The sequence below is a fragment of the Luteibacter sp. CQ10 genome (assembly GCF_040900725.1).
In the GTDB taxonomy this organism is placed as follows: Bacteria; Pseudomonadota; Gammaproteobacteria; order Xanthomonadales; family Rhodanobacteraceae; genus Luteibacter.
Genome location: NZ_JAEUYM010000003.1, coordinates 514,692 through 527,893, shown reverse-complemented (window position 1 = coordinate 527,893; position 13,202 = coordinate 514,692). Strand labels below are relative to the sequence as shown.

Annotated in this window: 12 protein-coding genes; 6 read left to right on the top strand and 6 right to left on the bottom strand. The window is 68.7% G+C overall.

Going from position 1 to position 13,202, the window contains the following annotated elements:
- Nucleotides 1–33 precede the first annotated feature (33 nt).
- From ppk1 to JNG39_RS15465, 6 genes are all read left to right on the top strand, one after another.
- Nucleotides 34–2,130: a polyphosphate kinase 1 gene (gene ppk1 / locus JNG39_RS15490; protein ID WP_368312752.1), complete on the top strand. Its 2,097-nt coding sequence runs from the start codon at nt 34–36 to the stop codon at nt 2,128–2,130.
- Nucleotides 2,127–3,272 carry a glycosyltransferase gene (locus JNG39_RS15485; protein WP_368312751.1) on the top strand — a complete coding sequence of 382 codons (1,146 nt, stop codon included), beginning with the start codon at nt 2,127–2,129 and terminating at the stop codon, nt 3,270–3,272. The genes ppk1 and JNG39_RS15485 overlap by 4 nt, the downstream gene beginning before the upstream one ends.
- Nucleotides 3,269–3,811, top strand: coding sequence for a hypothetical protein (locus tag JNG39_RS15480; protein WP_368312750.1), 543 nt, complete (start codon nt 3,269–3,271; stop codon nt 3,809–3,811). The genes JNG39_RS15485 and JNG39_RS15480 overlap by 4 nt, the downstream gene beginning before the upstream one ends.
- Before the next feature lie 121 nt (nt 3,812–3,932).
- Nucleotides 3,933–5,450: an exopolyphosphatase gene (locus tag JNG39_RS15475; RefSeq protein ID WP_368312748.1), complete on the top strand. Its 1,518-nt coding sequence runs from the start codon at nt 3,933–3,935 to the stop codon at nt 5,448–5,450.
- 71 nt (nt 5,451–5,521) lie between these two features.
- The gene (locus JNG39_RS15470; RefSeq protein WP_368312747.1) at nt 5,522–6,241 is read left to right on the top strand and encodes a peptidylprolyl isomerase; all 720 of its coding nucleotides are present in this window, start codon (nt 5,522–5,524) and stop codon (nt 6,239–6,241) included.
- Nucleotides 6,238–6,966, top strand: coding sequence for a UDP-2,3-diacylglucosamine diphosphatase (locus tag JNG39_RS15465; protein ID WP_368312745.1), 729 nt, complete (start codon nt 6,238–6,240; stop codon nt 6,964–6,966). Before JNG39_RS15470 ends, JNG39_RS15465 begins: the two co-directional genes overlap by 4 nt.
- A gap of 246 nt (nt 6,967–7,212) precedes the next feature.
- Here JNG39_RS15465 and JNG39_RS15460 read toward each other — a convergent pair whose 3' ends face one another.
- The 6 genes from JNG39_RS15460 to JNG39_RS15435 form a co-directional block, all read right to left on the bottom strand.
- Nucleotides 7,213–8,013: a ferritin-like domain-containing protein gene (locus JNG39_RS15460; RefSeq protein WP_368312744.1), complete on the bottom strand. Its 801-nt coding sequence runs from the start codon at nt 8,011–8,013 to the stop codon at nt 7,213–7,215.
- A 15-nt stretch (nt 8,014–8,028) separates the two neighbouring features.
- On the bottom strand, nt 8,029–9,507 hold the full coding sequence (gene purF / locus JNG39_RS15455) for an amidophosphoribosyltransferase (RefSeq protein WP_368312742.1): 1,479 nt from the start codon (nt 9,505–9,507) through the stop codon (nt 8,029–8,031).
- 13 nt (nt 9,508–9,520) lie between these two features.
- Nucleotides 9,521–10,162: a CvpA family protein gene (locus JNG39_RS15450; RefSeq protein WP_368312740.1), complete on the bottom strand. Its 642-nt coding sequence runs from the start codon at nt 10,160–10,162 to the stop codon at nt 9,521–9,523.
- A gap of 36 nt (nt 10,163–10,198) precedes the next feature.
- Nucleotides 10,199–11,203, bottom strand: a complete 1,005-nt coding sequence (locus JNG39_RS15445; RefSeq protein WP_368312738.1) for an SPOR domain-containing protein — start codon at nt 11,201–11,203, stop codon at nt 10,199–10,201.
- 91 nt (nt 11,204–11,294) lie between these two features.
- Complete coding sequence (folC, locus tag JNG39_RS15440) at nt 11,295–12,560, bottom strand: bifunctional tetrahydrofolate synthase/dihydrofolate synthase (RefSeq protein WP_368312737.1); 1,266 nt, start codon at nt 12,558–12,560, stop codon at nt 11,295–11,297.
- Nucleotides 12,557–13,183 carry a GNAT family N-acetyltransferase gene (locus JNG39_RS15435; RefSeq protein WP_368312736.1) on the bottom strand — a complete coding sequence of 209 codons (627 nt, stop codon included), beginning with the start codon at nt 13,181–13,183 and terminating at the stop codon, nt 12,557–12,559. Before JNG39_RS15435 ends, folC begins: the two co-directional genes overlap by 4 nt.
- Nucleotides 13,184–13,202: the final 19 nt, after the last annotated feature.

The window sequence follows — 13,202 nt, the reverse complement described above, 5'->3', positions numbered from 1 at the left end:
GGCATGATGACCGATGCGCCACCATCGGCCGCCATGAAAGGAAAAAAGCAGCACATGAGCGCCACCGTCGACCTCGACGCACCCGAGCTTTACATCAACCGCGAGCTGGCCGCGCTGGAATTCAACTTCCGCGTGCTGGCCCAGGCGCGTGACCCCGACGTGCCGGTGCTCGAACGTCTTCGTTTCCTGACCATCGTCAGCAACAACCTCGACGAGTTCTTCGAAGTGCGCGTGGCCGTGCTCAAGCACAAGCACGCGCTGGGCGCCGCCCTGCCCGGCGCGGATGGCCTGGCGTCCGGCGAAATCCTCACCCGCATACGCGAGCGGGCACTGGCCCTGGTGGCCGAGCTTTACGACATCTGGCGCGACGAGCTCGGTCCCGCGCTCGAGAACGAAGGCATCCGTTACCTCACCCACGACCGCTGGACCGACAAGCAGCGGCGCTGGCTGCTGGGCTATTTCCAGAACGAGATCATGCCGGTGCTTTCCCCGCTGGGACTCGATCCGGCGCATCCCTTCCCGCGCATCCTCAACAAGACGCTCAACCTCGCCGTGGTGCTCAAGGGTCGCGACGCCTTCGGTCGCGAAGGGCACATGGCGCTGGTGCGCGCACCGCGTTCGCTGCCGCGCATCATCCACCTGCCCGAGGAAGTTTCCGGCGTCGACGGCGATTTCGTGTTCCTGGCCGAGGTGCTTCAGGCCTTCGCCGACGAGATCTTCCCGGGCTTCGAGGTGTGCGCCAGCCATCAGTTCCGCGTCACCCGCAACAGCGAGCTGGTGGTCGAGGAGGCCGAGGTCGAGAACCTCGCCCAGGCGCTCAGCGAAGAGCTGGCCGGTCGCGGCTACGCGCGTCCCGTGCGACTGGAGGTGGGCGCGGATTGCCCGCGTGCGATCACCGACATGCTGATCGAGAACTTCCAGCTGGAAGATGCCGACGTCTACCGCTGCGAGGGCCCGGTCAACATCATCCGCGCCAGCCAGATCTACGACCAGGTGGACCGGCCCGAACTGAAATACCCGCGATTCACCCCGCGCCTTTCGCCCGCCTTCGGCAAGGGCGTGAACGAGTTCGACGTGCTCGGCACGCGCGACGTGCTGATGCACCATCCCTACGAATCGTTCGCGTCGGTGGTCGAACTGCTGCGCCGCGCCGCGCAGGATCCCGGCGTGCTGGCCATCAAGCAGACCCTGTACCGCGCGGGCAAGGACTCCCCGCTGGTCGACCTGCTGGTGGACGCCGCGCGCAACGGCAAGGACGTCACCGTGGTGATCGAACTGCGGGCGCGCTTCGACGAGGAAGCCAACATCGGCCTCGCGAACCGCCTGCAGGAGGCTGGCGTGCAGGTGGTCTACGGCGTGGTGGGCTACAAGACCCACGCCAAGATGCTGCTCATCGTGCGTCGCGAAGCCGGCACGCTGCGCCGCTACGTGCACCTGTCCACGGGCAACTACCACGCCGGCAACAGCCGCGGCTACACCGACATCGGCCTGATGACGTCCAACCCCGAGATCGGCGAGGACATCCACAAGGTGTTCCAGCAGCTCTCGGGCCTGGGCCCGATGATCCAGCTCAAGCGCCTGCTGCATTCGCCCTTCACCCTCTACAGCAGCGTGATGGGCAAGATCGAACGCGAGATCGCGCACGCCGAGGCCGGCCGTCCCGCCCGTATCGTCGCCAAGCTCAACGCGCTCAACGAAGCGCACGTGGTGGAAGCCTTGTATCGCGCCTCACGCGCGGGCGTGAGCATCGACCTCATCATCCGCGGCGCATGCACGCTGCGTCCCGGCATCCCCGGCGTGTCGGACAACATCCGCGTGCGCTCGATCGTCGGCCGCTTCCTCGAACACAGCCGTGTCTACTGGTTCGCCAACGACGGCGAGCCGGAGTTGTACTGCGCCAGCGCCGACTGGATGGAGCGCAACCTGATGCGCCGCATCGAAATCGGCGTGCCCATCCTCGAACCCGCGCTGGCCGAGCGCGTATACGCCGAGACGCTGGACAACTACCTGCGCGACAACACGCAGGCGTGGTTGCTCGGCGCCGACGGCCGCTACACGCGCAGCGAACCGGCCACCGGCGAGGCACCCCATAGCGCCCAGCAGGCGCTCCTGGCCAGATACTGCGGGTGACACGGCGCATCCTGCTCCTGTCGGTGTCCGCCGGAGCCGGCCACGTGCGCGCGGCCGATGCGCTCGATGCTACCGTCAAGGCGTTGGCCGCCGAGGGGCAGGATGTCGAGGCCGGCCACCTCGACGTCATGGATTACGTGCCTTCGAGCTTCCGGCGCATCTACGCCGATTTCTACCTGGGCCTCATCACGCACTATCCGCGCCTGTGGGGCATGCTCTACCGCATCACCGACGACACTCGCCCCGAAGCCATCACCCAGCGCATGCGCCGCACCATCGAGCGGCTCAACACGCACCGGCTGCGTGCGGCCATCGCCGACTTCGCGCCCGACGCCATCGTCTGCACGCACTTCCTTCCGGCCGAGATGCTCATGCGGCAGATCCGCAAGGGACGCGTCAAGGCGCCGGTATACCTGCAAGTGACCGATTTCGACCTGCACCGCATGTGGGTGGTACCGGAGATGGCGGGCTACTTCGCCGCCAGTCCTGAGATCGCCCACCGCATGCGTGCGGTGGGCCTGCCCGCCGATCGCGTGCATACCACGGGCATTCCCGTGATGCCCGCGTTTGCCGAAACGCACGACCGCCATGCGCTCGCCAACGCGTTCGGCCTCGATCCGGCCATGCCCACCTACCTGGTGATGGGGGGCGGCGCGGGCGTCGGCGCGCTCGACACGCTGGCCGATACCCTGCTCGCCTCCGCCGACGGGTTCCAACTGGTGGTGCTTGCCGGCCGCAACGCTGAGATGCTCGAACGACTGCGGCATCTCGCCGCCACCAGGCACGCCGGGCGCCTGTTTCCCCAGGGTTATACCCATCACGTGGAGCGGCTGATGGCGTGCAGCGACCTGGCGATCACCAAGCCGGGGGGCCTGACGACATCCGAATGCCTGGCGATGGGCTTGCCCATGATCGTCAACGCGCCCATTCCCGGCCAGGAGGAGCGCAATGCCGACTACCTGCTCGAGCAAGGCGCGGCCTGGAAGGCCATCGACGGCGTCGCCCTTGGCTGGCGCCTGCGCGAGTTGCGCGACGAGCCGGGCCGTCTCGCGGCCATGGCCGCCCGGGCGCGCGCCATCGGGCGGCCGCACGCGGCACGCAGCGTGATCGACGCCGTGCTGGCCCGGCTGGACGCTTCATGAGCCATTCGCCACGCCGCCGCGTGGCCGCCGTGCTGGCGACCGCGGGGTTCACCCTGCTGCTGGCCTTCTTTTTCGCCCACGTCGAGGTCGAGATCGAAGGACCGCACGGCTGGGCCACGAGCCTGCCCACCTGGCGCATCGAAAACCACTGGTTGCTCGATCTCCTCTGGGGCGGCCGCCCGATGACCGGCTACCACGCCTGGGTCTTTCCCTTCATCGCCCTGTTCTTTCACTTCCCGATGATCTTTCGCGGCTTCTGGAGCTGGCGGGCGCAGGTGCGCATCGTCGCCTGCGTGATGTTGTTCTGGGTCGCGGAGGATGGCCTGTGGTTCATCCTGAACCCCGCTTTCGGCCTGGCCCGCTTCGACCCAGCGAACGTGCCCTGGCACCGGCACTGGTGGGGGCCCGCGCCGACGGATTACTGGGTCTTCGGTTTCCTGTGCATCCTGCTCTTCGCCCTCTCGGCCATGCCCAAACCCCGCAAGCGGACCGTCGCACCGACGCAGGCCGGCGCCCACGGCAAGGCCTCCGGGTCGTAGTCCGTCGCCCGCACGAACACCGGGGCGGCAGGCATCGGCCTGCGCCGGTGCGACGTAGGGCTATGCCATCTTCTCCGCATGCATGACAGAATCCCCTCAGAACCTGCCGCGGATATTTCCCTTGCCCACATCAGGTAAGTCCCAGATCAACGACGGTGAACTGCTCGCCGCCGTCGACCTCGGCTCCAACAGCTTTCACATGGTGGTGGCCCGCTACGAACACGGCGAGCCCCGGGTGATCGACCGCCTGCGCGACTCCGTGCGCATGGCCGTGGGCCTGCGCCCCGACGGCACGCTCGATGCGAACCATCGCGCGGCCGCCCTCGCGAGCCTCGCCCGCTTCGGCCAACGCATCGCCGGGATTCCCGCCCTGCACGTGCGCGCGGTGGCCACCAATACGGTGCGCCGGCTCGCCTCGCCGCATGCGTTTCTGTCCGCCGCCGAAGCCGCGCTGGGCCACCCGGTCGAAATCGTCTCCGGACGCGAGGAAGGTCGCCTGATCTTCCTCGGCGCCTCGCACGACCTGCCCGCGTCACGCGACCACCGCCTGGTGATCGACATCGGCGGCGGCAGCACCGAGTTCATCATCGGGCGCGGCACATCGCCGATGCTCACCGAAAGCGTGCAGGTGGGCTGCATCGCCACGACGTTGCGCTTCTTTCCGGGCGGCAAGATCACCCGCAAGCGATGGCAGAAGGCCCGCCGCGAAATCGGCGTGCTCCTGCAGCAGTTCTCCGAGGATTATCGCGACGCCGGCTGGGCCGATGCCTACGGTTCGTCGGGCACCGCCAAGGCCATCGGCTCCGTCGTGCGCGCGATGAAGCTCTCCGACGACGGCATTACGCCCGACGCGTTGGCCGCGGTGCGCGAAGCGCTCATCGAGCAGGGATCGTCGGCCACGCTGAAATTGCCGGGCCTCGCCGAGGATCGCGCGGAAGTGTTCGCCGGCGGCGTGGCGATTTTCGAAGCGGCCTTCGAGGCGCTGGGGATCGAACGCCTGCGCGTGTCCGAAAGCTCCATGCGTGAAGGCCTGCTGTGGGATCTCATCGGCCGTTCGGCCGGTACGGACCCGCGCATGGCCAGCATCGAGTCCCTGGCCGGCCGCTACGGGGTCGATCGCGCACAGGCACGGCGCGTCGAGACCACGGCGCTGTCGTTCTTCGACCAGCTCGCCAAGGTATGGAAGCTCGACGACGACGCCCGCGAGTGGCTGCTCTGGGCGGCACGCGTGCACGAGCTGGGCCTCGCCATCGCACACAGCCAGCACCAGCGGCACGGCGCGTACATCCTGCGACATGCCGACCTGGCCGGTTTCTCGCGGCAGGAACAGCAACTGCTCGCCGCCATCGTCGAATCCCATCGTCGCAAGCCGGAGAAATCGGTGATCACCGCCCTGCCGGCGCGCTATCGCGCACTGGCCCGGCACATCACGGCCATCCTCCGCCTGGGTGTGCTGTTTCGCCGCGCGCGCCGCGCCGAGGCCCTGCCGCGCATCCGCGTGGCGGCCACGCGACAGCGCCTGCGCATCTCGCTTCCCGCCGACTGGCTCGACCAGCATCCGCTGACCGAGGCCGACCTCGAACAGGAACGCGAGCCCATGGCCGAACTCGGGCTGGAGCTGGACATCGTCAGCGAATGAACGGGTTCAGGGGATTCGGAGCAAAGGGGGGTATCATGGCGGAATTGTCCTGCCGTCATCGCCGGTCCGCCATGCTCAGAACCGCTTTCGCCGCCCTCCTTCTCGCCCTGCCCGGCATCGCGCCGGCGCAACAGGCAGCCAAACCGGAAGCCGCGGCGCAGGGGCCGGTGGAACATCCCCGGGTCGTCATGCACACCACCCAGGGCGACTTCACCATCGAGCTGTACCCGGAGAAAGCGCCCAAGAGCGCCGCCAATTTCCTCCAGTACGTGCGCGACGGGTTCTACGACGGCACGGTGTTCCACCGCGTGGTCGACGGCTACATGGTGCAGGGCGGCCTCTACAGCCGCGATCTCACCCAGCGCCGCACGCGCGCGCCGATTCCGAGCGAGGCCGACAACGGCCTGTCCAACCTGCGCGGCACGGTGGCCGTGGCGCGTGGCGCCGATCCCAATTCGGGTACGTCGCAATTCTTCGTCAACCTCGTGGACAACCGCCGCCTCGATTACGTGAGCAACCAGAGCGGCCTCACCTGGGGCTTCGCGGTGTTCGGCAAGGTGGTCAGCGGCATGGACACCATCGACAAGATCGCCAAGCTGCCCACGCGAGCGCAGGGCCCCTTCGTGGGCGACGTACCCAACCCGCTGGTGGTCATCGACTCGGCCAGCGTCGTGGGCGAGGAAAAGGCAGCCCCGGCCGCCGCCTCGACCAGCAAGTCACCCGCCGCGCCCGCCACGGCCAAACCCGCGACCGCGCCGAAGAAGAAGGCCGACAAGCCGAAGGCCGCATGAGCACGCTGTTCATCGCCGACCTGCACCTGGACGAGGCGCGTCCGCAGATCACCGAATTGTTCGAGCACTACCTCGCGTCCGACGAGGCGCGTTCGGCCAGTGCGTTCTACATCCTGGGCGACCTCGTCGAAGCCTGGATCGGCGACGACGACGACGCCGAACTCCCCGCGCGCATCGCCCATGCCACTCGCGCGCTCCGCGACACCGGCGTGCCCGTGTACTTCATGGTGGGCAACCGCGATTTCCTGCTGGGCCACGCTTTCGCCGAACGCGCGGGCATGACCCTGCTCGACGACGGCACCGTGCACGATATCGAGGGCACGCCCACCCTGCTCATGCACGGCGACGTGCTGTGCACCGACGATGTCGAATACCAGGCCGTGCGCGCCCAGGTGCGTACCGACGCGTGGAAACAGCAGATTCTTTCGATGCCGCTCGAAGCGCGCCGGGCGTTCGCCGCCAAGGCACGCAGCGACAGCAAGTCGCGCACCGGTCGCATCGACGAGACGATCATGGACGTGAACCAGGGCGCGGTGGAAAACACCATGCGCGATGCGGGCGTGCATCGCCTCGTGCACGGGCATACGCATCGACCGGCCGTGCATGACTTCACGCTCGACGGCATGCCTGCGCAACGCATCGTGCTGGGGGACTGGTACGACCATGGGTCGGTGTTGCGGATCGATGGAGATGCCGTCGAATTGAGTGGGCTGACGCTGCCTTAGGCGAAAGCCGATGGCGCACTGAGGTTTCCTCGGACGCAAGGCGCTGGGTTCCTGCCTGCGCAGGAACGACGAGCTACACGATTCACCACCCTCTGCAAACCCACCTCACGTCCTGCACGCGTACGCTGGCGCGGCGAGTGCGACGTTTGCCGTTACCTGCAAACTCACCTCACGTCGTTCCTGCGCAGGCAGGAACCCAGCGCCTTGCGCACGAGGGAGCGATCGCGCCTCATCGGCTCGTGCAGGTCACCCCAACGTACCCAACCACGCGAGCTCCGACTCGGAAAACCCCGCCTCCCGCCGCGCATCGAGATTGAACGGCCCGCGCAGCGAACCGTTCATGTAATCGGCGAGCAACTGCGCGAACGTCGCCTCGGGCTCGATGCCATCACGCTCGCAGCAATGGTGGAACCAGCGCGTGCCGGCAGCCACGTGGGCCACCTCTTCGCGCAGGATCACTTCGAGGATCGCCACCGTGCGCTCGTCGCCCTGCTTGCGCAGCCGTTCCATCATGCCCGGCGTCACGTCGAGACCGCGCGCTTCGAGCACACGCGGCACCAACGCCATGCGCGCCGTGTCGCTGTGCGCGGTTTTCTCGGCCATGTCCCACAGGCCGTTGTGCGCGTCGAAATCGCCGTAGGCGTGGCCCAGCTCGGCCAATCGCCCCGAGAGCATCGTGAAATGCCGCGCCTCGTCGTTGGCGCACGAGGCCCAGTCGCGATAGTAGGCATCCGGCTTGCCGCGAAAACGGTACACCGCGTCCCAGGCCAGGTCGATGGCGTTGAATTCGATGTGCGCGATGGCATGCACCAGCGCGGCACGACCTTCCGGCGAACCCAGGCCACGCTGTGACAGATCCCGCGGCGATACGAGGCGTGGTCGCCCGGGCCGTCCCGGCAAGCCGATGGGGAGCGCGTCGGGCGAAGCGGCATCCGGTTGCAACAGGCCCTGCTGAAGGGCCTGCCACGTATCGAAGGTGAGCCTCACTTTCTCGGCGGGATCGGCCGCCTCGAGGCAACGGCGGGCGGCCGCGTGGAGATCGTGCATCACGGCCGCCCGGCCTCAGGCGCTACGGCGTTCGTTCTTGGCCGAATCCGAGCGCATGGCCTCCTGCTGCTCCAGGAAGTCGCGATCGAGCCCGGTGACGTATTCGCCGGAGAAGCACGAGGTGTCGAACGTCTTGAGGTCCTCGTTGCCGTCGGACACCGCCCAGATCAGATCGTCGAGATCCTGGTAGATCAGCCAGTCGGCGCCGAGGGCCTTTTCGATGTCTTCCACCGTGCGGCCGGCGGCGATCAGCTCCGAGGCGGCCGGCATGTCGATGCCGTAGACGTTCGGGAAGCGCACCGGCGGTGCGGCGGACGCGAAGTAGACGTTCTTCGCACCGGCATCGCGGGCCATCTGGATGATCTGGCGCGACGTGGTGCCGCGCACGATGGAGTCGTCGACCAGCAGCACGTTCTTTTTGCGGAATTCGAGTTCGACCGTGTTGAGCTTGCGGCGCACCGATTTCACCCGCTCGCCCTGCCCCGGCATGATGAAGGTGCGGCCGACGTAGCGGTTCTTCACCAGGCCCTCGCGCATCGGCACGCCCAGCGCCTGTGCCAGCGAGCTGGCCGCCGTACGCGAGGTGTCGGGGATGGGAATCACCGCGTCGATGCCGTGATCCGGACCGCGCTCACGGAGGATCTTCTCGGCCAGCTTCTCGCCCATGCGCAGGCGTGCCTTGTAGACCGAGACGTCTTCCATCATCGAATCGGGACGCGCGAGGTAGACGTACTCGAAGATGCACGGCGCATGCACCGCGCCTTCGGCGCAACGGCGTGCGTGCAGTTCGCCGCCCTCGGTGACGATCACCGCCTCGCCCGGCTCGATGTCGCGCACGCGCTTGAAGCCGAGCACGTCGAGGGCCACCGACTCGGAAGCGATGGCGTATTCGCGGCCTTCGGGCGTAACGCGCTCACCGAGCACCAGCGGACGGATACCGTTGGGATCGCGGAACGCGATGAGGCCATAGCCGAGCACCAGGGCGATGCAGGCGTAACCGCCCTTGGCCCGGGCATGCACGCGCGATACCGCGGTGAACACGTGGTCGGGCGTGAGGTCGCCACGGTCGTCCACCTGCAGCTCGTGCGCCAGCACGTTGAGCAGCACTTCGGAATCGGAGTCGGTATCGATGTGGCGACGATCGTCCTCGAACATCTCGCGACGCAGCGTCTCGGTGTTCACGAGGTTGCCGTTGTGCGCGAAGGCGATGCCGTAGGGCGAGTTGACGTAGAACGGCTGCGCCTCCTCGGTGCCTTCCGAGCCCGCCGTGGGGTAACGGCAATGGCCGATGCCGATGCGTCCGCGCAGCTTGCTCACGCCGGCCGAGTTGAAGACATCGCGGACCAGCCCCGCGCCCTTGTGCAGGCGCAGGCGTGCGCCGTCCACGGTGGCGATGCCGGCGGCATCCTGCCCGCGGTGTTGCAGGACGGTCAGGCCGTCATACAGGGCCGATGCCACTTCCGTGGTACCGACGATGCCGATGATTCCGCACATGGGAGGTGTCTTCCTACAAGGAGGCCGAGGTGGATGAGCCGGCCGGTTGATCGGTGTTGGGGGGTTGCTTCGGCGACTGGCTGGGGATCGTCAGGTCGCGGAGCTTCATCAGGTCGTCCCGGCTCGGGAGCTGGACGTCGGGCATTTTAATGTTTTGCAGGGCCGCCGGGGGATGCAGGTAGCCGCGCACGTTCGGCGGCACCTGCTGACCCAGCCATTCCGCCGGCCCGGCAAATTGGGCCAGCATCGCGGATTGCCGCCACCACGGGTCGTTGGGCAGCGGCGTGAAATTGAGCATGAACACCACGAGGCTCACGATGAGGACGCCCCGCACCAGGCCGAACACCATGCCGAACAGGCGATCCGGACCGCCCACGCCCGTGCGGGCGACGAGCCGCGAAATCAGGAAGCGCACCATGCCGCCGATCACCAGCACGCCGACGAAGCACAGGCCGTAACCGATGCCCACCCGCGCCATGGGCAGCGAGATGGACGATTCGAGACGCTGGGCGATCACGGGCCCGAAGGTCCACGCCGCCCAGAACGCCACCACCCAGATCACCAGCGACAGCACCTCGGAGATGAGGCCCCGGGCGAGGCCGATCAAGACCGAAATGAAGAGGACGCTCAGGATGACGTAGTCGGCCCAGTTCATCGCTCTCCCTCCCCGGCCATGGTCGCGGCGGGCGCCTTAGGGCGCCGTCACCACAACGCCGTCGAGGCCGACCTTGGCCTTGATCTGGTCTTTGAGGCGAACCGCGTCGTCGCGCTGGGCCTGCGGGCCCGCGCGCACGCGCCACAGCTTGGCGCCGCCGCTCGAGGCGACGGTGTCGACGTACCCGGGGATACCCGCGCCACGGAGTTTGTCCTGCAGGCGGGTGGCTTCAACCTGACTGCTGACCGCGGCCACCTGCACCGCGAATCCGCCGGCACGGGGAGCGCTGGCCGGCACGGCGGCGGCCGCCGCCGTGCCGGCCGCCGGACGCGCCGGTGCCGGGGCGTCGGCGGTGGCCGTATCGGCCTTGCTCGTCAGCGATGCGGGGGCCCCGGGCACGGCGGCGGTGATCTTCAGGCGTGCCGCCTCGGCGGCGGCGCGAGTCTCGAACGGACCGGCATGGACGAGGGTCAGCGCCTTGCCGCCCTGGTTGATCGCGGCCGTGGTGACCGGATAGCCCAACGCGCGCACTTTCTGCACGAGGGCGTCGGCCTTGGAGCGGTCGGCGTAGGCGCTGAGGTTCAGCGAATAGCTGCCACGAGCGGCGGTACCCGGCGCGGTGGCGGGCGGCGTGGCCGCGGCGACCTGGGTCGGGGGCGTGGTCTTCACCGGCTTCGCTGGCGTCGTGGCAGGCTTCGCGGGTGCGGACGCGAGATCCTCCGGCAGCGCATCGGCGGGCTTGCGCGAGGCGATGTCGACCGACGCGAGGCGGTTGCCCGACGCGGGCGGCGTCACGGCGGCCGGCCGGACGCTGGCCGTCGGCGCCGGCGCGGCGACCGGCTGCGGCGCGGACACGGCGCCCGTGCCGTTGGGCGACACATCCAGCGTGCGTGCCTGCAGTTCGCGATCGGGGGCCGGCGGGATGGCCAGGCTCACCGACTGCTCGGCGTCGCCCTTGGGTGGCGTACTGGAGAAAAGCATCGGCACGATCAGGACCGCGAGAGCGATCAGGACGGCGGCACCCAGCAGGCGTGTTTTCAATGAAGTCTCCATACGACCGTCGCAAAGCGGATCGCGGCGATTATAACCGGCAATGGGCGACGCTCGGCGCCCGCGCCGTCGGCGCGTTCACCTACGTCGAGGCCAAGGCCGCGCCGGCGACGAAGAACGAACCGAACAGGAGCAGCACGTCATCGTCGCCCGCCGCCTCCCGCGCGGCGGCCCAGGCGGGCGACACGGTGGGGAAGACGGTGTGCGCCGCGCCGGGCAGCACCGTCGCCAGGCTTTCCGCCAGCGCGGCGCCGGGGAGACCGCGGGGGGTGTCGCGGTCCAGCCCGGCGAGGTACCAGTGCGCCACGCGCGTGCCGAGCGCGGCGATCACGCTGGCCGTGTCCTTGTCCGAAAGCGCGCCATAGACGGCCAGCACGCGCCCCCGCCGTGGCGTGGCGTCGATCCATTCGGCGAGCGCGCGCGCGGCCTGCGGGTTGTGCCCCACGTCGACCAGGGTGAGCGGCCGCTCCGCCACGGGTTGCAGGCGACCGGCCACGCGCACGTCGCGCAAGGCCTGCGCGATGGCGTCCGGCGGCACGTCGAGGCGCGGACGCAGCGCATGCAGCGCCGCAATGGCCGCCGCGGCATTGGCGTATTGCACGGGCGCGTCCAGCGCCGGGCGAGGCAGCCGATACAGGGTGCCGTCGCGATGCGACCAGCGCCATGCGCCGTCGTCGTCGATCGCTACCCCATAGGCCTCTCCGGCACGCTCGATACGCGCGCCGATTCCTTGCAGCGCGTCCAGCAGCCCGGCGGGTGGTTCGCGTTCGCCGACGATGGCCGGCGTATCCGCGCGGGCGATGCCCGCTTTCTCGCGACCGATGCTGTCGCGATCGCCGCCGAGCCAGGCCTGGTGGTCGAGGTCGATGGTGGTGATCACGGCAACGTCGGCGTCGACGATGTTCACCGCGTCGAGTCGCCCGCCGAGGCCGACCTCGAGGATGGCGACGTCGAGCCCCGCGCGCGCCATCAGGTCGAGCGCGGCCAGGGTGCCGAACTCGAAATAGGTCTGCGGTATCTCGCCCCGCGCCGACTCGATGCGCTCGAAGGAGGCCACCAGGGCATCGTCGGAGGCGTCCCGCCCCTCGATGCGAACGCGCTCGTTGTAATGCAGCAGGTGCGGGGAGGTGTAGCAGCCCACGCGATAGCCCGCCGCGCGCAGCATGCCTTCGAGCAGGGCCACCGTGGAGCCCTTGCCGTTGGTGCCACCGACGGTGATCACGAGGGGGGCCGGGCGTGGCGAGCCCATGGCACGCCAGACGGCGCCGACGCGCTCCAGGCCCATGTCGATGCCGACCGCGTGGACGCTTTCCTGATAGGCGAGCCATTCGGCGAGTGAGCGGGTCATGCGGGATCCTTCGCACGATCGATCGCGCGCATCCAGAAGTCGAGGGTGTGTTCGCTGGCGCCGTCGTCGCCACGCTCCTTCCATGAAAGCGTACAGGCCATGCCCGATACCGGCGCATAGCCGCGGCTTCGCCAGAAAGCGTCATGGCCGCGATGAACGGCCGGGGCCCGCGGATCGTCCGCATCGCGCCGCACGGAACAGAACGCCGTCCAGCCGAAGGCGCCGCATTCGCGGGCGTGCGCCTCGCGCGCGTCGAAAAAGGCGTGGCCCACGCCGCGCCCGCGCCACGGCGCCAGCAGCACCGATTCGCCGAAGTAGAACACCTCGTCGAGCGCCAGGCCCCGCTCGTGGAACGGCCGGTGGAACGCCTCGCCGTCGTCCGCCAACGGGATGCCGGTGGACGCACCCACGACCGCGCCGCGCTCATCGCGCGCCACCACGCAGATGGCCCGCGGCGAGGCGGCGTAACGGGCGAGGTAGTTCCGTTCGTAGGCCTCGTCGCCGTCATACAGATACGGCCAGTCGCGGAAGACCGCGATACGCAGCGCCGCCAGTTCGGCGATCACCGGGAGGATATCGATGCCCACATGGATGCCGATGGCGATCCCGGGTGTGTGTCGCATGGCGGAAAGCCCAACGAAA